At 42.3% G+C, this 22007-nt stretch carries 21 protein-coding genes; 10 read left to right on the top strand and 11 right to left on the bottom strand.

All coding sequences use genetic code 11. The annotated features are described in order from the left end of the window. Positions 1-472: 472 nt before the first annotated feature. A complete protein-coding gene (locus FTU72_RS16550; protein WP_373683635.1) occupies positions 473-613 on the bottom strand; it encodes a hypothetical protein in 141 nt (46 codons plus the stop codon). A gap of 468 nt (positions 614-1081) precedes the next feature. Here FTU72_RS16550 and FTU72_RS06000 point away from each other — a divergent pair, with 468 nt between their 5' ends. Further along, on the top strand, positions 1082-1864 hold the full coding sequence (locus FTU72_RS06000) for an rRNA large subunit pseudouridine synthase E (RefSeq protein ID WP_180004080.1): 783 nt from the start codon (positions 1082-1084) through the stop codon (positions 1862-1864). Between the two features lie 8 nt (positions 1865-1872). On the opposite strand, the gene FTU72_RS05995 is transcribed toward FTU72_RS06000, so the two are convergent. Further along, the gene (locus FTU72_RS05995) at positions 1873-3231 is read right to left on the bottom strand and encodes a heavy metal sensor histidine kinase (RefSeq protein WP_179993222.1); all 1359 of its coding nucleotides are present in this window, start codon (positions 3229-3231) and stop codon (positions 1873-1875) included. Further along, on the bottom strand, positions 3228-3899 hold the full coding sequence (locus FTU72_RS05990) for a heavy metal response regulator transcription factor (protein ID WP_180011659.1): 672 nt from the start codon (positions 3897-3899) through the stop codon (positions 3228-3230). The genes FTU72_RS05995 and FTU72_RS05990 overlap by 4 nt, the downstream gene beginning before the upstream one ends. Before the next feature lie 174 nt (positions 3900-4073). Between FTU72_RS05990 and FTU72_RS05985 the strand changes: the two genes are divergently transcribed. The 3 genes from FTU72_RS05985 (at position 4074) to paaI (ending at position 5509) form a co-directional block, all read left to right on the top strand. After that, positions 4074-4517 (top strand): heme-binding protein, encoded by a 444-nt coding sequence (locus FTU72_RS05985; RefSeq protein ID WP_240904205.1) that lies wholly within the window; start codon positions 4074-4076, stop codon positions 4515-4517. A 31-nt stretch (positions 4518-4548) separates the two neighbouring features. Then, positions 4549-4947, top strand: a complete 399-nt coding sequence (uraH, locus tag FTU72_RS05980; protein ID WP_159123243.1) for a hydroxyisourate hydrolase — start codon at positions 4549-4551, stop codon at positions 4945-4947. Between the two features lie 169 nt (positions 4948-5116). Continuing rightward, positions 5117-5509 carry a hydroxyphenylacetyl-CoA thioesterase PaaI gene (gene paaI, locus FTU72_RS05975; RefSeq protein WP_180011661.1) on the top strand — a complete coding sequence of 131 codons (393 nt, stop codon included), beginning with the start codon at positions 5117-5119 and terminating at the stop codon, positions 5507-5509. A gap of 71 nt (positions 5510-5580) precedes the next feature. On the opposite strand, the gene FTU72_RS05970 is transcribed toward paaI, so the two are convergent. Then, entirely contained in the window at positions 5581-7284 is a 1704-nt protein-coding gene (locus FTU72_RS05970) for a M61 family metallopeptidase (protein ID WP_180052527.1), read from the bottom strand. Between the two features lie 175 nt (positions 7285-7459). On the opposite strand from FTU72_RS05970, the gene FTU72_RS05965 reads away from it, so the two are divergent. The 3 genes from FTU72_RS05965 (at position 7460) to slyD (ending at position 10891) form a co-directional block, all read left to right on the top strand. Then, positions 7460-8773 carry a D-alanyl-D-alanine carboxypeptidase PBP6B gene (locus tag FTU72_RS05965; protein ID WP_166136076.1) on the top strand — a complete coding sequence of 438 codons (1314 nt, stop codon included), beginning with the start codon at positions 7460-7462 and terminating at the stop codon, positions 8771-8773. A 212-nt stretch (positions 8774-8985) separates the two neighbouring features. Continuing rightward, on the top strand, positions 8986-10272 hold the full coding sequence (locus FTU72_RS05960) for an NAD(P)/FAD-dependent oxidoreductase (RefSeq protein WP_180011663.1): 1287 nt from the start codon (positions 8986-8988) through the stop codon (positions 10270-10272). 136 nt (positions 10273-10408) lie between these two features. Then, the gene (gene slyD / locus FTU72_RS05955) at positions 10409-10891 is read left to right on the top strand and encodes a peptidylprolyl isomerase (RefSeq protein WP_004784172.1); all 483 of its coding nucleotides are present in this window, start codon (positions 10409-10411) and stop codon (positions 10889-10891) included. 138 nt (positions 10892-11029) lie between these two features. Here the strand turns inward: slyD and FTU72_RS05950 are convergent, their stop codons facing one another. The 5 genes from FTU72_RS05950 to FTU72_RS05930 all read right to left on the bottom strand — a co-directional run bounded on the left by FTU72_RS05950 (position 11030) and on the right by FTU72_RS05930 (position 15798). Further along, entirely contained in the window at positions 11030-11803 is a 774-nt protein-coding gene (locus FTU72_RS05950; RefSeq protein WP_125279059.1) for a M48 family metallopeptidase, read from the bottom strand. A gap of 112 nt (positions 11804-11915) precedes the next feature. After that, on the bottom strand, positions 11916-12224 hold the full coding sequence (locus FTU72_RS05945; protein WP_180011665.1) for a hypothetical protein: 309 nt from the start codon (positions 12222-12224) through the stop codon (positions 11916-11918). Positions 12225-12317: 93 nt separating this feature from the next. Further along, positions 12318-13103 (bottom strand): M48 family metallopeptidase, encoded by a 786-nt coding sequence (locus tag FTU72_RS05940; protein WP_179993213.1) that lies wholly within the window; start codon positions 13101-13103, stop codon positions 12318-12320. 129 nt (positions 13104-13232) lie between these two features. Continuing rightward, positions 13233-14552 carry an adenylosuccinate synthase gene (locus FTU72_RS05935; protein WP_004784184.1) on the bottom strand — a complete coding sequence of 440 codons (1320 nt, stop codon included), beginning with the start codon at positions 14550-14552 and terminating at the stop codon, positions 13233-13235. Positions 14553-14631: 79 nt separating this feature from the next. Then, complete coding sequence (locus tag FTU72_RS05930; protein WP_159123236.1) at positions 14632-15798, bottom strand: ATP phosphoribosyltransferase regulatory subunit; 1167 nt, start codon at positions 15796-15798, stop codon at positions 14632-14634. A 539-nt stretch (positions 15799-16337) separates the two neighbouring features. Between FTU72_RS05930 and FTU72_RS05925 the strand changes: the two genes are divergently transcribed. Next, a complete protein-coding gene (locus tag FTU72_RS05925; protein WP_373684719.1) occupies positions 16338-17018 on the top strand; it encodes an AzlC family ABC transporter permease in 681 nt (226 codons plus the stop codon). After that, positions 17015-17314 (top strand): AzlD family protein, encoded by a 300-nt coding sequence (locus FTU72_RS05920; protein WP_179993211.1) that lies wholly within the window; start codon positions 17015-17017, stop codon positions 17312-17314. Before FTU72_RS05925 ends, FTU72_RS05920 begins: the two co-directional genes overlap by 4 nt. Before the next feature lie 36 nt (positions 17315-17350). On the opposite strand, the gene FTU72_RS05915 is transcribed toward FTU72_RS05920, so the two are convergent. Both FTU72_RS05915 and FTU72_RS05910 read right to left on the bottom strand, forming a co-directional pair. Continuing rightward, entirely contained in the window at positions 17351-17647 is a 297-nt protein-coding gene (locus FTU72_RS05915; protein ID WP_005236433.1) for a hypothetical protein, read from the bottom strand. A gap of 179 nt (positions 17648-17826) precedes the next feature. Then, on the bottom strand, positions 17827-18855 hold the full coding sequence (locus tag FTU72_RS05910; protein ID WP_179993210.1) for a type I glyceraldehyde-3-phosphate dehydrogenase: 1029 nt from the start codon (positions 18853-18855) through the stop codon (positions 17827-17829). Between the two features lie 409 nt (positions 18856-19264). Between FTU72_RS05910 and alaS the strand changes: the two genes are divergently transcribed. Further along, the gene (gene alaS / locus FTU72_RS05905) at positions 19265-21958 is read left to right on the top strand and encodes an alanine--tRNA ligase (protein ID WP_180052528.1); all 2694 of its coding nucleotides are present in this window, start codon (positions 19265-19267) and stop codon (positions 21956-21958) included. Positions 21959-22007: the final 49 nt, after the last annotated feature.

The following is a 22007-nucleotide window of genomic DNA, read 5'->3' as shown; positions in this document are numbered from 1 at the left end:
CAATGGCTTTTATGGCTTCAGCTTTAAATTCTGCGGTGTAAGTCTTCTGTTTCTTGCTCATGGTAAACTCCTAATGAGTATGTATAGTTTACCAAGTTAAACCCTCCTGTTTTTTAAGCACACATCATCCAGACTTTCAGAATTCCATTTTCTTCCTTATAGAATGCACCGTCCTGAGCTGATATATGATGAATAACCTGGGTTCCTTCTGGTATATTTCTCATACAAACCTCCACACATTTGGTTTATTTTTTAATTTAGCAGAAGATTTGAATTTTTCGTTTACATTGCTTTATAGAGTTGTATTAATTGACTATTTAATAGATTAATCATGTAACTTTCATTTTGATATAAATTTTCTTACTCATCTTATCTAAAAATATTTAAATGATAAAAATAAAAAATCCCAACAGGATATGTTGAGATTCTCTATTTATAATTAGCTTAAGCTAACGGTAAATATGAATAATGCTCAGGCTATAAAATCTCGTAAAATGTGTTGATTTATCACTTCATCAAAACTTAGATTTGAAAGATTTTGCTTGTTATGTTTGATGCTTTTATAACAATAACTCGCTGCAATACCCATACTAATTAAAGTCAACAATTTCATTGTTCACCTCAAAATTAAAAATATTAGAAACTGTGAAATTAAAATATCAGCTTGCTTTGTAGTGGTCTAAGCCAGTTTGGAAAGCTTTTGTATGGTATGTAAATCCGTTAAGACCATTTCAGCTCTATAAAAATCATTGTCAATTTTTTGCTTAGCCTTGAATTGTCTGATCTTCCCTTAACTGACTCGACAAGTTCAGTAGAAAATGAAGATCATTGAGGATTAACATTCTTAAACGGAAGATCATATTTGAATACAAAAAGTACATCATTTTAAAGCGGCATGGTCGCAATCAGATTAGATACAAAACATAAATTCAAGGAAGATAAATCAGAATCTGCTATGATAGCTTCCACTTAGTGGACTCTTTTATGTCTTCCCTTATCTCCTACTTATAAGTAAAGGAGTATCACAATGGGCAACATGACTGCCACACCAGAATTATTTTATATATTTTAGTAGGTTAAAGTGAAAATTGTCATTCTTAACAAGCCTTATGACGTCCTCTCCCAATTTCGTCCAGATGAAAAACATCAGACTATGGCGGATTTCGTAGACGATCCGGATCTGCGTATTGCCGGTCGTCTGGACATGGATTCTGAAGGTTTGATGTTCCTGACCGATCATGGCGGTTTAAACCAATATATTACCAATCCAGCCAGCAAAAAATTCAAAACTTATCTGGTTCAGGTCGATGGGGATATAACCGAAGAAGCTCTAGAACAGCTTCGTAAGGGTGTTGAACTGAATGACGGTATTACGCTGCCAGCCAAAGCAATTAAAGTCATTGAACCGGAATGGTTATGGGAGCGCAATCCTCCTGTACGTTTCCGTGCTTCTGTTCCAACTTCATGGGTCGAAATTTCAATCTGTGAAGGCCGTAACCGTCAGGTACGTCGTATGACTGCAGCCGTTGGTTTTCCTACCTTACGTTTGATCCGTACCAAAATCGGTTCAATTGATCTGGTTCAATTAGGTTTACAGCCAGGTGAAACTAAAGAAATTGAACCCCTACTTTATCCAGACTTTAAAGATGTGCCTGCTCAAGAACCTTACCGCTCGCGCTCTTATGTGAAAAAACCGGGTGGTACCGGTGGTAAACCAATTAACAAGAAAGTAACGAAAGACGGCACCAAGAAAAAAACCGGCACACCGCGTATCTGGCAAATGGAAGAAGGTGAAAAACCACGTCGCAAGACCAATGGTACCACCCGTCCAAATACCAAGAGTCGTGGCCGTCGTACACGTTAAGCCACTGCTTAGATCGGGAAGATCAAACTAAAGACCACCCCTTGAGAATGGTTATTCACCTGAACTTCCCCCTGATGCAACTGCATAATGGACTGCACAATCGCCAAGCCCAAACCACCCGTTTGGGCTTTTTGATGCCGGCTGCTATCAACTTGATAAAAGCGTTCAAACAGATGGGCTAAATGCTGCTCGGGGATCTGTACACCTGCTGTCAGCACATCAATCCGACAGCTATTTTCTGTAGTCATCGCCGTGATTCTGATCTCGCCATTTTCCTTTCCATACTGCACTGCGTTGCTGAGTAAATTGGCAAGCGCACGTTGCAGATGTTCCGGATGCGCAGCTATATTCAGTTGAGCCGGAATATCCGTATAAATAGATATATTTTTTTCTTCTGCCAGAAACTCAAAATATGCCAGCAAATCTTCTATGATCTGGCTAAGTTCTAGTGTCTGTTTTTCTATCTGATAGTGGCCATGTTCAACTCGGGCGATAAATAGCATGTTTTCAATCATCTGAGTTAGACGTTCATACTCTTCCAGATGGGAATACAGCAAATTTTCTAATTCATCGCGACTGCGTGACTTCGACAAGGCAATCTGGGTTTGCCCCATCAAGTTATTCAGGGGCGTTCGTAATTCATGGGAAATATCTTCAGAAAATCGGGCCAACTGTTCATAGCCTTGCTGTATTCGGTCCAGCATGGCATTCATGGCCTCGGTTAGTTGCTGCACCTCAATAGTTCGGGATGGCAACTCGATACGCTGATCCAGCTGCTGCACATTAATTTGCTGAGTGGCGTAAATTAATTGGCGCATGGATCGCAGTAGATAGTGTCCCATCAGCCAGGCTAACAAAGTAGATAAAATAATACCAAGCAGAGTGTAGATCACTAATTTTATCAGGTAATGTTTTAAAACCTGTTGCCCTGCTGCGAGCTGCTTACCGGTAATCAGTTGATAAGACTGTCCATTAAAGTCCACTTGCTTAAATGCCAAACGGGTCGTGGGTTGTTCAATCTTATTATTTTGATAATTCAGCTTGGTGTGATAATCCAATAGAGGAATAGCGATATTTAAAGGATTAATGTCAATCAAGGTATTCTGAGCATTTTTAAGAATCAGTAAGTTATCTTCCTGTCCAAGCATATTCTCATAAAGCTCCGGATGCTCGATCAGCACCTGAAAGCTTTGCTGATCAGCCAGAAATATTTCTATTCTGGAAATCCGCAAGGCCAAAGCTTCATCCTGCTGTTGTTGCACCATCTGCTGCATATTGTGATAGGACAACCCGCCGATACTTAAAAAAACGATACAGGAAATAAGGCCAAAAGCGATGCCGAGACGTGTGCCTAAATGCATTTTCATGCGTGCACATCCAGTTTATAACCCATACCACGTACAGTATGAATAAGTTTTGGACTGAAATGATCATCAATTTTAGAACGTAATCGGCGTACAGCAACATCAACGACATTGGTGTCGGTATTAAAATTAATATTCCAGACCAGTGAAGCAATTTGTGTCCGGGTTAAAACTTCGGACTGGTGTTCCATCAGCAACTGTAAAAGCGCAAACTCCTTTTGGGTAAGCTCAATTTTTTGCTGGTCTCGAAATACTTCCCGGGTTAAACGATTCAGCTCTAAATTGGCCACCTGATACATTTCATGTTCAACTTTTGGTACACGGCGCAGTAGGCTTTTAATTCGGGCCAAAAGTTCGATATAAGAGAAAGGCTTGGTTAAGTAGTCATCTGCACCCAGTTCCAACCCTTTGACCCGGTCAAGCACATGATCTTTGGCAGTCAGCATGAGTACGGGGACTTTAGAGAAAGTACGCAAGGTTTTGAGGACTTGCCAGCCGTCTAGGTCGGGCAGCATCACATCCAGCAATACCAGATCAATCGGTTGCTGTTCCAGCACCGATAAGGCATGCAGGCCATTACCCACTTGTGTAGTCTGGTAGCCGGATTCATTTAAGCCTGTAGCCAAGAAGCCGGCAATTTTGGTTTCATCTTCTACAATTAAAATATGCATGGGCTGAGTTTAATCAATTTCATACGGCGCAAAGATTACAAATTGGTAATCTGATTGTCATCCATGAGCTTCCATTCTTTGATTATGATCTTCTCAATTTCTATATGACTGAACATTATCATGAGAAGTAGATTAAATCAGAGAAAAATATTTTTATATCTAGCGAGTTTAGCAATGGTTAGCTTAAGCCATGCTGAATTAAAAACGGCCTATATTATGGACTTGAGTACAGCAAATCAGCTTACTGAGAACGTCATGCAAGCTTGTCAGAAAGCCAGCAAACCCGCTGCAGTCACAGTACTGGATCAAGGCGGCAATGTCTTGGCCAGTCAACGGCATGAATCTGTCGGAATTCACAATTTAACTGCATCACAGCGTAAAGCCTTTACTGCATACTCGACTAAGACCAGTACATTGGATTTCATGCGTCATGCACAAAAGAACCCGGATGCACAAAATTTAAATACCCTGGATGAATTGTTATTATTGGGCGGCGGGGTACCTGTGGTTTATAAAAACCAGCTCATTGGCGCTGTTGGCGTTGCAGGCTCTGGTGGCTCTGAACAGGATCATCAATGTGCCGCACAAGGCATTCAACATACTTTAAAACAACTTTAATTTTATCTATCTATTGAATAGGAACAGACCTATGAAAAAAATTATTTTTGGTGCTCTTCTAGCGGCGACAGCAAGCTTTTCTTTTGCACAGAATCCTTTAAGTGTGCATGTGCTGAATCAGGAAACTGGTCTGCCTTCCGCCAATGTCGCGGTGATTCTGGAAGCTCAGCAAGGTGACAAGTGGATAAAACTGAATGAGTTAAAAACAGATGCCAATGGCCGTATCAAAGAGTTTTATCCTAAAGATACAGCTTTACAGAAAGGCATCTATAAAGTGACCTTCAAAACCGGTGACTGGTTTAAGGCCAATAATCAACGCACCTTCTTCCCTGAAGTACCTGTGGTATTTACGATTGACGGTGCTTTGGAGCACTATCATATTCCCTTATTACTGAGCTCTTATGGTTATTCAACCTATCGTGGTAACTAATTCTTAATCCCTAAAAGCGTCATTTTCATGGCGCTTTATTTTGATAAGTAAAATGGCTGCATTTCATCATTCATCTGGCTTTCGCTTGTTATTTATCTCCTAGAGTGCTATTTATGATTCATATAATTAATATTTTTAAAATAAGTGTATCTAAAAAAGGAGTTTTGCAATGGATCAGCAAGTGAACCAGATGTTTAATCAGGACCGGTTAATTCAGTATCTCGGTGCGCATCTAATTTCTTATAACCACAATCATGCGAAGATTGAACTTAAAGTGTCTGAACAACATTTACAGGGGCATCAGACCTGTAACGGCGCTGTGATTTTTGCATTAGCTGATGCTGCATTTGCCATTGCCTGCAATACCGGCGAACATCCAGCAGTCGGCCAACATTGTGGTATTCATTATCTGAAACCGGCACTGCTCGGTGATACCCTTACCGCCATAGCTGAACATAAAGCCAGTAGCGGTCGCAGTGGGATTTACGATATTCAGATCCTGAATCAGGAAGATCAAATCGTGGCTGAATTCCGTGGAACCTCACGACTGATCGTTAAATAATTATTCTAAAACTTAATGCAATAAAAAAACCGGTGCATCAACACCGGTTTTTTAAAACAGCAAATGCTAAATTAAGCTTTCAACCATTTCTCAGCTTTAGTTTGATCTTCAACTTTCAATTCAACTTCAGTCAGTTCAGAACCACCATTTTGAACGTCAAAAGTCATCAGCTCATCACGACGGAATGCATGGACAGTATACGTACCTTCCTGTTTCGCATATTTCTCGACAAGTTTCGTCGTTGCTTTAAGCCCATCAATCGCCACAATCACATCATTCGCTGAAAGGCCCGCTTTCACCCCTGCTCCATCACGACGTGCAGACTGAACCAGCACACCTTCAGGCTTATCTACAAGTTTCAAACCAAATGGTAATGACTTGTCATTTTTCAGCGTATAGCTCACGCCAAATTCAGGTAATAACTGATCTAATGGCAATTCATCAGTAGTATTGATCAGGTGATTAATCTGTTCTAACCAGTTATCACCAGTCAATTCCTGACACAATTCGAAAATAGTGCGTTCATTGACCTGAATGCCATTTTGCGTATTTTCATATAGCTTACGCATCAAAGCGTCCAGACTTGAGCCACGCAGACGTAAACCTAGATCCAGACAAAGTGCAACTAAACAGCCTTTATTGTAGTAGCTGGTACCGGCATTATTTGAGTTTTCATCCTGACGATAGAATTTTACCCAGGCATCAAAGCTAGACTCAGATACTGACTGAATAAAACGTCCCGGGTTTTGCAAATAACGGTCAATCTGCGCTTTGAGCAATGCAATATAAGATTCCTGATTAATCACGCCACTACGGAGCAGAATCAGGTCATCATAATACGACGTAAACCCTTCAAAGATCCAAAGCAAAGAGGTATAGCCTTCTTTATTTAGATCATAATTCACGAAGTTTTCTGGACGAATAAATTTCACTAACCATGAATGGAAATACTCATGACTACATAGGCCAAGGAAACGCTGATAATCTTTCGATGGCTCTTTAGGCTCATCTACTTTAGGGAAATCATCACGCGGTGTAATCAGACTGGTTGAGTTTGGATGCTCCAAACCGCCATAGCTGTTACCGGTTGCTATGGTCATAAAGGTATAATCATTGAATGGCGCAGAACCGAACATGGAAATTTCTGTCGCACAGATTTTCTCAATGTCCTGCTTCATACGCTGTTCATTCATCGCATGTTTGCCTGACACTACAAACTCATGCGGAATGCCATTGGCTTCAAAACTGAAACGGGTCTGCTCCGCCAGTTCAAACGGCGCATCAATCAGTTCAGCATAGTTTTTAGCTTTTAAGGTATAACGACCTTTGACCAGACTTTTAGCCTGCATACCTGTCGCAAGCTGGAAATGTTTTAGCTCATCCGGCAAGAATACTTCTACTTCAATTTCTTTATGTTCCTGACCTTCCAGCCCTAAACATGCACAAGCCGGGTTCACATAAAGACGGTTTTGATCCACATATGCACCACGAACAGACAGGTCATACGCATAGACATCATATTCCACCGTAATCAGTTCATGATCCGTATTGAATAAACGCCATTTATTCTTTTCAAACTTCTGGATTTGTAGCTGGCGTCCGTCCTCATCATAAGCCTTGACCGCTTCAATATGCTTTGAGAACTCACGAATCAGGTAACTGCCCGGAATCCAGGTCGGTAAAGAAAGGACTTGCGTTGGATCTGCTAAAAAGCGAAGAGTTACGTGAATAAGGTGCTGACGATAATCGTCAAATTCGATTTGATAATGCAACATAATGGGCGATATAAAATACAAATAAATGAGTTATAGCTTAGCTTAGCATTTTTTAGGCCAGTATTGCTTAGCTGTCGCATTTGTCTACATTTCTGACTAGCTATCCTTAAAAAAAAGGCATAGCATGCGTGAAAATTAAATCGTTCATCGACCGGTTGGTTATTAAGGAACACCTTTGAAATACATCATCTCACTGCTTGCAGTTCTCAGCCTGTTTGTGCCTGCAATTTCATATGCTGCCCTTCTGAATATTTTGCCTGAAAGCGTTGAAGCAGAAGCCTGGACCATTCTTGACTCACAGTCAGGCCAAGTCATTGCCGAACACAATGCCGACGTTCAACGTGCTCCAGCTTCCCTCACCAAAATGATGGTCGCTTATATTGCATTGAAAGAAATTCAGGCGGGTAAATTAGATAAAAGTGAAGTATTAACTGCAACACCGATTGTGAAAACAGTGATGTGGGATGAGTCACAAATGTACCTGAAAGAAGGTGAGCAGATTTCGATTGATCAACTTCTGGCAGGTCTGATTATCATGTCGGCGAATGATGCTGCTGTGACATTGGCAGAAAAAATTTCAGGTGATATTCCGAGCTTTGTCGAGCGAATGAATCGGGAAGCAAAAGCTTTAGGTATGGTTCATACCCATTTCCAGAATCCGGCCGGTATTACCATGCCTGAGCACTATTCTACTGCAGCGGATCTGGCGCGTTTGTCGGCAGCTGTAGTCAATCAGACTCCGGACTATCTGTATTATTCCAAACAGCCAAGTTTTAGCTATAACAACCATTTCCACCGTGCCACTAACCGTGTGTTGCAAGTGGACTCAAGCGTCGATGGTTTAAAAACTGGCTTTACTCGTGCAGCCGGCTATAACCTGGCGCTCACCGCCAATCGTCCAACTTATGATATGGAACTGCCCCACCGTCGTTTGATCGTGGTAGTTCTAGGTACCAAAAGTGCTGCCAAACGCGCTGAAGTGTCGCATAAGTTGATGAATCTGGCGTATACCTATACCCGTAATGAAGTCGCCATTAAAGACAAACAGCTACTCGCTGAATTACCGGTGATCAAATCGACTTTGAAAATGTTTAAGGTTCAGACTAAACAGCCGCAGATTATTACGACATCTTTATATGATCAGAATTATGCCATTGACCTGAACCAGTTCGATCAAAACCATCAACGGGTAATGTTGAATACAGGTGATGGTGTAATGCAAAGCATTGAACCGCTCCATGAAACCCAGACCCATATTAATGTAGAGATGACTGCTTCTGAGTTGATTGCACCTATGGCCAAAGTGATGCCATTAGCGACGATTCATGTGTATCAGAATAATCAGCTTATTCGTACCATCCAGATTGAAGATATGGTGGAACTTGAAGAAGCCGGTTTCTTCCAGAAATTCCTGAGCTGGTTATCTAGCTTCTTTGGCATCTTTGCAGAAAATGCACCAAGTGCCAAACTCTATCCAATCCAGAAATAAACGCTGAATACAGTTAGAAGGCCCTCATTTGTCTTCTAACTCCCACCATAGATTTCTTCTCTTCTCTCGTCGATTTTACCTCTTCTGCCATAATTGCTACGTTTTGTAATTTGTATAACAATTCTAATCAAGACGGCCTGCTGCCCATGCCATAGTATATTTGGTCTAAATTTCTCTTATTTTTATTAGAAAAATAAATAGGTTAATAATATATGACAGCACATCGAATCGTAATTGTAGGTGGTGGCGCAGGTGGATTGGAGCTAGCTACTCAACTGGGCGAAACCTTAGGCAAAAGTGGCCAAGCGCATATTACGCTGGTAGATCAGAAACTGACACATATCTGGAAACCCTTATTGCATGAAATTGCTGCAGGTACACTTAATCCGCATGCAGAAGAAACCAATTATTTTAGTCATGCTGCAGCTCATCATTATCACTTTGTGCTGGGAACATTTGTTGATCTGGATCGTAAGGCTAAAGAAATTGTTCTGGAAACAGATTACTTTTCTAAAAAATCCCAGCCTAAACAGAAGAAACACATCAGCTATGACACGCTGGTGCTGGCATTAGGTTCCACTTCCAATGATTTTAATACGGAAGGTGTTGCCCAATACTGTCATTTTCTCGACAGCCGCCAGCAGGCCGATGTCTTTCAGCAGGATCTGCTACATCTTTATCTCAATGCTCAAAATCAAACCTCTTCCCGTGAGCTTAAAATTGCCATTATTGGAGCCGGTGCAACTGGTGTAGAACTGGCTGCCGAGCTGGTGATCGCCAAACAAAACTTTTTTAAATATGGTCTGAACAAGATTGATCCAAATAAAGTCAAAATCACTTTGATTGAAGCCGCTGATCGGATCTTACCTGCACTGTCTGAGAAAATGGCTGAACACACCATGGAGCAACTCGATCGTCTAGGTATTGAGGTATTAACCAGTCATAGGGTCGCTAAAGTCGATGAAGACCAGATTTATTTTGCTGATGGTTCAAGCCTCGAAGCAGAAATTAAAGTCTGGGCTGCTGGAATTAAAGCACCAGAAGTTCTGGCAAAACTTAAAGAACTGGAAAAAGACAACATTAATCGCCTAAAAGTTTATGCAACTCTGCAAACTTTGTCAGACCCGGATATTTTCGTTTTTGGTGATTGTGCTCACTGTCAGCCTGAAGCAGATCAACCGGTTTTAGGCCCCCGTGCACAGGTCGCCAGCCAGCAGGCCGCTTTTCTGGTCAGAGCCTTAAAAGCACGCATTAATGGTGAAAGCTATTTACCGATGTTCAAGTTTTCTGACAAAGGCTCATTAGTGTCTTTAAGTCAAAACAGTGCTGTCGGTGAATTATTGGGTCAGGTCAATGTTCAAGGCTTTGTCGCGAAATCCATGTATGTATCCCTGTACCGGATTCATCAGGCCACCATTCATGGCTATACCCATGCTGGCCTGTTAACTGCCAAAGACTTTGTTACACGAAAAATTGCACCCAAGCTGAAATTGCATTGAAATTGTAAATATTGTCCTCATATATGAAAAAATCGTCATTAAACATGTCAAATTGCATTTTTTTGCTATTTTTAGTCTACAAAAATACAATTTCACTTTATGATGTACCCTTAAAAAATTGAATGGATCAATTAATATGACTGCTATTGCAAATAACCTCGTGGTTTCTTTCCACTACACATTGACTAACGCAGAGGGTGAAACTCTCGACAAATCTCAAGGTGAACCACTTGCCTATTTGCACGGTGCAGGTAACATCATCCCTGGTTTAGAAAAAGCTTTAGAAGGCAAAACTGTTGGTGAAAAATTCACTGTAAATGTTCCTGCTGCTGAAGGCTATGGCGAATATAACCCAGAGCTAGTGCAAGAAGTGCCTAAACAAATGTTCCAAGGCGTAGACAACATCCAGGCAGGCATGCAGTTCCAAGCACAAACTGATGACGGCGTTCAAATCGTAACTGTTAAAGCAGTTGAAGGTGACAACGTAGTTGTTGATGCTAACTTCCCGCTTGCTGGTCAAGATTTAACTTTCGAAGTTGAAATCGTGTCTATCCGTGAACCTTCTCAAGAAGAACTTGATCACGGTCACGTACACGGTGCGGGTGGTCACCACCACTAAGACTTCCCGGTCTTTAGCACAAAAAGGCAAAGTGAAAACTTTGCCTTTTTTATTGCCTTAAGATTTTAAATATAAAAAAGCAGGACTACTGCCCTGCTTTTCATCATTAAAATCGCGAATCCCTCAAATTATGCAATCTTAACGTTTGTTATAGATCTGCATTGCTGCTGGCAGATTTTGACGCATTGCTGCGATACGCTGACTGTTCGATGGGTGAGTAGACAGGAAAGTCGCGCCAGTGCTACCACCTTCAAGCTTGTTCATTTTTTCCCAAAGAGTAATCGCTGCATTCGGGTTATAGCCAGCACGCGCCATGAGAGTTAAACCGCCCTGATCAGCACGGCTTTCCAGGTTACGTGAGTAAGGCAAGCCGATACCAATCTGGCTACCCAATTGTGCCACTGCAGCACCACCTTGTCCTACGCCCGCTGCATTTAAACCAATACCCAATGCCAGATCAGTCAGGGCTTGTGCACCAAGTTTCTGTTTCGCATGCTCTTCCAGGGCATGGACCATTTCATGACCCATAATGGCTGCAATTTCAGCATCGGTCAGATTCAGCTTGTTCACGATACCGGTATAGAACACCACTTTACCACCAGGTGCCACAAAAGCGTTGACCTGATCAGATTTCAATACGGCCAACTGCCATTGGAATGCAGTACCCGTCTGGTTCAGCTGGTTGGCATAAGGTTTTAAACGGTTAAAAACAGCATTAATACGACTGTATGTCGCTGAACTGGTATCCAGCTGGCCTTTCGCTTTAGCGTCTGCCACCATGGCATTGTAGCTTTGGCTGGCTGAAGCATTTAAAGTCGCAGTATCTGCACCTGCAATATCGGCAATAGTTGTACAACCAGACAAAGTAATGGCTGCGGCTGCACCCATACCTAACAAGAATTTATTTTTCATTATAGTGACTCCACCATAAGCAAAAGGTTAATTTACATTGTAAAAAATTATAAGTTAAAGGCCGGATCAACTAAATGTACAATTACTTCATCTTGTTATATTTTATGTAATTTTAACCCCAATACTGTATCGCAAGCCAATAAATCAGACAGACAATATTTAAACCTAAATATAAATAACACAAAGGTTTAATTTTTTCTTCTAAAATTTCACTTTTACGCTTAAAAAATAGAAAAGCATTCTGTAACAAGATGACCGGTACCAATACACAGGCAATGATCACACTCAAGCCAATAAATGCACCGTAAATAATGTCAGGATCCCGAGTTTGGGCACGGATAATCAGCATCGCAATGGTCGGTGCGCCACCCATCGCGAATAACAAGGAATAGAACATCGTTCCCGAGATATTTTTATGCATCCTGCATACTCATATTTTATTTTGTTTTATTCTAGCAAGCGCCATGCCACTGCACAGCACTTGCCGTTAAGACTTTAGTCCTGAGTTTCGAAATTATTTCTTAGCCTTATATACCGTCATCGCTTCAGGCATCAGCTGTTGCAAGGCTGCAATTCGGTCATCATTCGTTGGATGCGTAGAAGTAAATTTATTCAGGACGCTATTGCCACGGCTGTCTTGTGCATTCATTTTTTGCCACAACGTAATCGCTGCATTCGGGTTATAGCCTGCTCGTGCCATCAGCATGAGCCCGCCTTTATCGGCACGGCTTTCCAGATTACGTGAGAATGGCAAGCCCACACCAAATTGAGCACCCATATCCAGCAGTAGCCCGCCATAACCACCAGCGGACTGCCCGACGTACTTGCTACCGATACTTACTGCCAGATCAGTCAGTGCTTGCGCTCCTACCTTATTCTTAGAATGTTCCTCAAGCGCATGCACCATTTCATGTCCCATGATGGCAGCAACTTCATCGTCTGTAAGTTTTAGTGTGTCGACAATACCCGTATAGAACACCACCTTGCCACCTGGTGCGACATAGGCATTAATCTCGTTAGATTTGATCACAGCCACTTGCCAGTCAAACTTCTGCCCAGTCTGATTCAGTTGATCCGCATACGGCTTCATTTTCAGGAAAACCCGATTTACTTTTTTATAGGTGGCAGAAGTCGTATCCAGAATCTGTTTCTGCTTGGCCTCTGTCAGCATCTGATTATAGCTTTGTGCTGCACTCAGATTTAATGTAGCTGAATCAGCTCCCATCAAATCTGCAACCGTAGTACACCCCGTTAATGTGGTCGCAATGACCATCCCCGCCAATAAATTTTTATATTTCATGACCTTCTCAAATATATAAGGTCAAAACATCATAAAGAATCCAAACAGGTTTTCAATCATTTTTATAAGCTTTTCCAAATAAAAAACCCTGTGAAATCACAGGGTTTTTATCATTTTCAGCTTAAAGGATTAAGCATCAAACGGATGGCGAAGAATAATGGTTTCTTCACGGTCTGGACCAGTTGAAATGATGTCGATTGGACATTCAATCAATTGTTCAAGACGTTTCACATAGTTAATTGCCGCTTGTGGCAATTGATCTAGTGATTTCGCACCGAAAGTAGATTCTTTCCAGCCTGGCATAGTCTCGTAAATTGGTTTTAAAGTTTCAAATGCAAGCGCATCAGAAGAACCAACACAGCCAGAATCAGCAGCTTCGTAACCTACACAGATTTTCACTTCTTCCAAACCGTCAAGAACGTCAAGTTTAGTCAAGCAAATACCAGACAGTGAGTTCACTTCTACTGAACGACGCAGGATTTCAGCATCGAACCAGCCACAACGACGTTGACGGCCAGTAGACGCACCAAATTCTGAACCTACAGTACCCAGGTGTTTACCAATTGCATCACCTGTATCTGTTGCAGCGTCATACACCAACTCAGTTGGGAATGGACCTGAACCTACACGAGTAGTATACGCTTTAGTAATACCAAGAACGTAGTCAAGGTGTAATGGACCAAGACCTGAACCTGAGCTTACGCCACCAGCAGTCGTGTTTGAAGAAGTCACGTACGGATATGTACCGTGGTCAACGTCAAGCAATGAACCTTGTGCACCTTCGAACATGATTTTCTTGCCAGCTTTACGGTAAGCGTGAAGTTCACCAGTCACGTCCATAACCATAGGCTCGATCACTTTGCGCCATTCGTCGCAAAGCGCAAGTACGTCTTCAACTTTAACTGCTTCAACACCGAAGAATTGAGTCAATTGGAAGTTGTGGTATTCAAGCAATTCTTCAAGCTGAGCTTTCAGATGTTCGCCACCACGTACCAGGTCAGCAACACGGATTGCACGACGCGCTACTTTATCTTCATAAGCAGGACCAATCCCACGACCAGTTGTACCGATTTTCGCATTACCACGTTTTTTCTCACGAGCTTGGTCAAGTGCGATGTGGTGTGGAAGAATCAATGGACAGTTTGGAGAAATGCGTAGACGTTCACGTACTGGCACGCCTTCTTTTTCAAGAATATCCATCTCTTTGATGAGCGCTTCAGGTGAAAGAACCACACCATTACCAATTAAGCACAATACGTTTTCACGTAAAATACCTGATGGAATGAGGTGTAATACAGTTTTCTTACCACCAACCACGAGAGTATGACCTGCGTTATGTCCGCCTTGATAACGAACTACTGCAGCCGCTTGATCTGTGAGCAGGTCGACGATCTTACCCTTACCTTCGTCGCCCCATTGGGTACCAAGTACCACAACATTCTTGCCCATAATAGCCTCATTACATCATGCTGTTAAAGTTGAAAGTCCCACTCAGCGACATGAACACTGAGTAAAACAATTAAAGCGATTAAATCGTTTTGATGGTCCACTCACCGTCCACATTCACCAGCTGGTGAGTTGCATACGGTACTGAGTTTAAATCATCATTACCTAATAACTGAATTACACTTAAGCCTTGTGCACGGGTTGCCTGAATCGCATTTAACAGCGCAGCATCTGTACCCTTAGGTGCTACCACAACTTTAGCTGTAGCAAACTTGCCTGCACTTAAAGCATATAAGTCACAAGAGAAACCAGTTGCCGGACGTGCACGACCAAAATGCTCACCAATGCCATCATAACGGCCACCTTGTGCCAGTGCCGCAGCACGGTTTGGTGCATAAACTGCATACATCAGGCCGGTGTGATAATGGTATGAACGTAACTCGACGACATCAATCCCAATATGCAGATTCGGCCAGCGCACCTGAACTTCATTTTTGGTGGTTTGCAGTGCATCAAATGCCTGTTTGAAGGCTGGATTTTCTAATACTTCAGCACTTAAATTCGTTTTTAAGGCATCCAGATCACTTGCAAAGCGGCCAAGCGTATAGAAGTCTGAACCAAACTTAAGATTTGCAGTAAATTCAGCTAATTCTGGCAACGCTTTACGTTGATAAAGATCAGACAATTGGCGTTCGGTTGCCTTACTTAAACCCGCTTGTGCAATCAGACTACGGAACAGCCCCACATGACCTAAATCAAGGTGGATACCGTCGGCCAGACCTGCTTCCTGAATCAGGCTGATCATCAAGTCAACCATTTCCACGTCAGCGTCAATGCTGTCTGAACCAAATAATTCTGCACCTAACTGCAATGGTGCACGTGTGGTATTAAATCCTTGAGGTTTCGTATGTAAAACCGTACCCGCATAACAATAACGAGCCACACCTTCCACTGGATGTACATGCGCATCGATACGAGCCACTTGTGGTGTCATATCGGCACGCACACCAAGCAAGCGGCCAGACAGCTGGTCGATCACTTTAAAAGTGGCTAAGTCTAAATCCTGATTCGATTCTGAGAGAGAAGATAGAGATTCAATGTATTCAATAAATGGCGTGTACACCAGCTGATAACCTCGAGATGCGAGGAAATCCAGTGATTGACGGCGCAGGCTTTCGATGACTTGCGCTTGTTCTGGTAATACATCAGCTACACCATCAGGTAATAACCATGTCTCTGAAATGGGCATGTTGTAAACCTAAATTCTTGTCAGCGCGGAATAAACCGCATAAAAAAATCGGGAGCACACCCGATTTCTCCTAGTCTAGCACGATCGTTTAGGCTGTGCATCGCAATTTTGATAATTTTCTCTGACTGAACAAAGGACTTAGATAGATAAACCAAACCATCTCCCTCTTATCAAGAGAAAATAGGCTGAATAAAATTTAATAACCAACATATCAACTTGATTTTCTAATATATTTCCCTAACCAAAACAATGACGAAAAACTTATTCTTGATTCAATCCTCATCTATCCAAGGGTAAAAATTTATAAGATATCAGTACTAGATGCTTAAAAATAATCCTATACAAAAACCTAATATGGGAACTTAAATGACCAAGAAAACAGCACCATTCTGGTAGAGTTTAAAGGGACTGCAAAGACTTCTGTATTTCTTATAAACTTTCCTTCTCCTTCTAGAATAAAACCCGATCATCTCATGCCTCCCTTTCAGCCAAGTATAACGCCTTCTGATGCCACTCCTCTGAGTGAATTCTAGCGTGGTGTGAAAGACTGCATACCTTTATTATTAGGTGTAATTCCTCTCGCGCTAGTCTTGGGCGCAACAGCAGCACAAAAAGATTTTAGCCTGCTTGAGGTTCCCTTGCTGACCGGGCTGAACTTTGCTGGCGGTTCCGAGTTTGCAGTTTTAGAAGCCTGGACTGATCCACCGCATCTGCTTACCTTAATCTTTATTAGTTTTCTCATTAACAGCCGCTATATTCTGCTCGGTGCCAGTTTAGTACCTTATTTAAGACATCTTCCAAATCGAAAAGTCTTTCCGGCATTATTCTTTATGGTCGATGAAAACTGGGCCTTAAGCCTGACCGATGCACAGCGTCGACTGGCACAGTTTGGTTATCGATATGCTTTTAGTCTGCCTTATTATGCCGGGCTATGTATTGTTCTTTATCTGGCCTGGGTCGGCTTTACGACACTCGGTGCCCTGCTTGGACCTGTGCTAGGTGATATTAACCGTTTTGGTTTTGATATGGCTTTCCCCGCCATTATGCTGGTTTTGCTGAAAGGTATGTGGAAAGGCTTTATTGAAGCCAGACCTTGGCTAATCAGTTGTATTTGTGCTGCACTGGCTTATAGCTATCTACCGGGAAACTGGTATGTGCTGATTGGTGCGCTTGCAGGCATTGCCTCTGCCTTCTGGCTCATTCAGGAGAATGAAGCATGATCCAGATGAGCACTTTTATCGCCATCTTATTGGTGGCGCTAACGACTTACTGCACTCGGATACTTAGCTATGTCCTACTCAAAAATAAAACTTTGAGCAAACGTCAGCGTAAAATTCTGGAAGTGATTCCGGGTTGTGTACTGATTTCGATGATCACCCCATATTTTTTACGAGATGATCCAGCTGATCTGATCGCTATAATGGTGACACTATTCGTTGCATCACGCTTTGGCATGCTGCCGACCATTTTGATTAGCATGGCCTCGGCAGTTATTTTAAGAACGTTACTGGTTTAAATCCTTTATATAAGGCTAGGCCAGCATAAAAAGGTCTTATGACTTTGGTTCTACTACTTTAGCGAGCAGATTTACCAGTTCTGCATTTTGCAGTTCAACTTTTTGCAGTTTGGCTGTAGTCTGATCCAGTACTTCCTGCTGCACATGCATCTTTTTCGCCAGATCCTGCATAATTTCCAAGGTCTTTTTTAAATTTTCTTCCAGATGCGCCACTTTTTCCTCAACTGGCACGCCTTCCACACTTTGTGAACTCTCATTATTATTAAATTGCAGCCAGATCAAAAAGATTACAGCCAAGGTTAGTAATATAATAAATCCCCAGATCAACATCATGTGCTTGCTCTTATTCCATTTAATTATCTTTATCTTAACGAAAAAATATCCAGATCATAGAAATATTCGGCATAAATCCGGAGCTTTTCGATCAATTACGTCCAAGTTCTTATTCATTTTCCTCTAATTTTTTAATCTTGCATAAAAAAGCACCCCATTTGGGATGTTTTCAAAATAGCTTAATCTGTATAAAAGGATTCACAGAGATCCAGTAACCGATTGGCATAACCCCATTCATTATCATACCAGGCAAATACTTTAGCCTGATGCCCCACCACCATGGTCTGGGTCAGATCCACAATCAATGAGTAAGGCGAATGATTAAAATCGCTAGAGACCAAAGGCTCATCTGTCACAGACATGATTTCAGCAAAATCCTGACGTGCAGCGTTCATTAATACTTCATTCAACTGATGATCAGTAATGGGTGACTGAGAAATAAAAGTCAGATCAATTGCTGCGACATTAATGGTTGGCACGCGAATCGAATAACCATCAATCCGGTTCTCCATCTTCGGCATTACGCGTTTTAAAGCACCCAAAGCTGAAGATGTGGTTGGAATAATATTTTGCCCGGAAGCACGGGCACGTCTTAAATCACGATGGGCATGATCCAGTACTGACTGATCCGCTGTCACCGCGTGAATTTCAGTCATCAGTGCAGTTTCAATCCCAAAGGCATCATCAATGATTTTGACTAGCGGTACCAATGCCTGCGTAGTACAGGAAACACTGGAAATAATCTGGTCACTTTCTTTGACATCTCGATGGTTGACGCCATAGACAATTGCGGCATCCACTGTATCAAACGGTGCAGCACCGATAATGACCCGTTTTGCCCCGGCAGTAATATGCTGAGTCGCAGCCTCACGCGAACGGAACAGGCCGGTACATTCCAATACCACATCAATATTCAGTTCATGCCAAGGCATTTCTATTGGATTGGCTTGTCTTAAAACCTGAACTTTCTGATAAGCATCGCGATAAGTGACATGCAGGTAGGCATACTCATCTTCATACGTCAGATCAACCTGCCCCGGGAAACGACCATGAGTAGAATCATATTTAAATAGATGCAATAAGGTTTCAACGTCGGCAACGTCATTAATGGAAACGATGTCAAAATTAAAATCTTTCGGATTCTCAAACCATGCACGCAACACATTGCGTCCGATTCGTCCAAAACCATTAATTGCGATACGTTGCATCGACGTTCCCTACTGCGGCATAAAACTTTGTGCGCCTATATTAATGGAATTATCCAGCTGACTGATAACTATTCAGCTAAATCCACTAAAAATTACACAGAATGTCCAATATTTCATCGAAAAATTCATGCTTTGCTTGAAGTAATCCAGTCTTTCTATCAGCGAGAATTAAGATAAATTGCTGTAATGACAATAGCTTTTGATTTTGCAGGGCATTTTTCTGATTTTTCTAATATTCATTCCTTATAGTTTTATGATCTATAAATATGAAAATCATTGGTTGAACAGGCATTTTCCGTTATAATTTGGCGTTTTTAAATATTTAAGCCCCGCATTGCAGCAGAGAACCAACCTTCTTGTCAGACTGTGATGTTTTTAGCCAAATCGGAAATTATGGAGTGACTTGGTTGTGAGTACTCGTTTTATGACATCAGCTGAAATTCGCGAAGCTTTTTTAAGCTACTTTGAATCGCAAGGGCATACACGTGTCGCGTCGAGTTCTCTGGTTCCTGCCAACGACCCAACATTATTGTTTACCAATGCTGGTATGAACCAGTTTAAAGACTGCTTCCTGGGTCTGGAAAAACGTGACTACGTTCGTGCAACATCTTCACAAAAATGTGTACGTGCAGGTGGTAAACACAACGACTTAGATAACGTTGGCTACACAGCTCGTCACCACACATTCTTTGAAATGCTGGGTAACTTCTCGTTTGGTGATTACTTCAAACGTGATGCGATTAAATTTGCCTGGGAATTTCTGACCGGCGACAAATGGCTGGCACTGCCTAAAGACAAATTGTACGTAACTGTGTATCACACTGATGACGAAGCGTTTGATATCTGGAATAAAGAAGTTGGTCTAGATGCCAGCCGTATTATCCGCATTGGTGATAACAAAGGCGAAAAATACGCATCAGACAATTTCTGGGCAATGGGCGATACTGGTCCTTGTGGTCCATGTTCTGAAATCTTCTATGATCACGGTGAGCACATTTGGGGTGGCCTGCCTGGTACACCTGAAGAAGATGGCGACCGTTTCATCGAAATCTGGAACAACGTATTCATGCAGTTCAACCGTACTGCGGATGGCGTCCTGCACCCTCTTCCAGCACCTTCTGTTGATACCGGTATGGGCCTTGAGCGTATTTCTGCGGTTCTGCAACATGTCAACTCTAACTATGAAATCGACCTGTTCCAAAATCTGTTAAAAGCTGCTGCTGAAATCATTGGTCTAGATACTTCAGACATTGAAGCGAAAGCACAAGCTGAAAACAAACCGGTTGAATACCCTGCTTCTCTTAAAGTGGTTGCTGACCATGCACGTTCATGCTGCTTCCTGATCGCAGATGGCGTGAACCCTTCTAACGAAGGCCGTGGTTATGTACTGCGTCGTATCATTCGTCGTGCAGTTCGTCACGGTAACAAACTGGGTGCGACTGGTTCATTCTTCCACAAAATGCTTCAGCCTTTAATTGATGTGATGGGCGCAGCTTATCCTGAACTTGAAGCAAACAAAGCACGTATCGAAGCCGCTTTGCTGAAAGAAGAAGAACAGTTTGCTAAAACACTTGAGCAAGGTCTGAAATTGCTTGAAGGCGAACTGGCAAATCTGAAAGGCTCTGTGATTCCGGGTGAAATCGTATTCAAACTTTATGACACTTATGGCTTCCCAACTGACCTTACAGCAGATATCGCACGTGAACGTGACTTAACCATTGATGAAGCTGGTTTTGAGAAAGAAATGGCTGCACAACGTCAACGCGCACGTGATGCAGGTAAATTCGCAATCGACTATAACAGCGTTGTTAAAGTTGAAGGCGAAACTCAGTTTGAAGGTTATGACGCAACAGCAGGTCAAGGTCAAATCATCGCAATCTATAAAGATGACGAACAGGTTGACGAAGTGGTTGAAGGCGACGAAGCATTAATCGTTCTTAACCAGACTCCTTTCTATGCAGAAAGCGGTGGTCAAATCGGTGATACAGGACTCTTCAAAAACGATACCGGTATTTTCGAAGTTCAAGATACCAAAAAATCTGGTGGTGCATTCGTTCACCAAGGTATCGTGACTATGGGTAACTTGAAAGTTACTCAAAACGTGGAAGCAACGGTTAAAGCCGACATTCGTGCCGCAACTGCACGTAACCACTCTGCAACTCACTTGCTACACGCTGCCCTACGTCAAATCCTGGGTTCACACGTACAACAAAAAGGTTCATTGGTTGCGTCTGACGTATTACGTTTCGACTTTGCTAACGATCAGCCTGTAACGTTTGAGCAACTGCAAGAAATTGAACGTCTGGTAAATGCCGAAGTGATTGCCAACACGCCTGTTACCACTGAACTGCTCGACATCGAATCTGCGAAAGCCAAAGGTGCGATGATGCTGTTCGGTGAGAAATACGGTGAAGAAGTTCGCGTATTGTCTATGGGTTCAGTGATTGACGAAAAAAACTTCTCAATCGAGCTGTGTGGCGGTATTCACGTGAAACGTACAGGTGACATCGGTCTGTTCAAAATCACTTCTGAAGGTGGTGTCGCAGCAGGTGTACGTCGTATTGAAGCCGTAACCGGTACTAAAGCGGTTGAAGCCGTACAGAAAGTCGATCGTGATGTTCAATATATCAATGGTTTGTTAAAAGCACAGAACCATCAAACAGTCGAAAAAGTTGAAGCTGTGGTGGACACTGCGCATCAATTGCAAAAACAGATCGAACAGCTGAATCAAAAATTGGCAAGCCTACAAGCCGGTGAACTTTTAAGCCAGGTTCAAGAGCTTGCTGGTCGTAAAACATTAATCACGACTGTTCAGGGTATGGATGCGAAAGCACTACGTAACCTGCACGATGGTGTGAAATCAAAATTAGAAAATGCAGTCATTGTTCTTGCAGGTGTAGAGGGTGACAAGGTTAGCTTGATTGCATCTGTAGCTAAAGACTTTACTGCTTCTATTAAAGCGGGTGACATCATCAAACACTTGGCAACTGAGCTAGGTGGTAAAGGTGGTGGTAAACCTGACTTGGCACAAGGTGGCGCGCCACTTAACGAGAAGTTTGCTCCAGTGATGGCTGATTTAGCAGCTTGGCTTGAAGCAAAATAAAAACTTCATTTTGTGTAACTGACCCTGATCGGAAAATCAGGGTCATGGT

The organism is Acinetobacter sp. YH12137 (assembly GCF_013418535.1).
Lineage (GTDB): Bacteria > Pseudomonadota > Gammaproteobacteria > Pseudomonadales > Moraxellaceae > Acinetobacter.
This window is presented reverse-complemented; position numbering and strand designations above follow the sequence as displayed.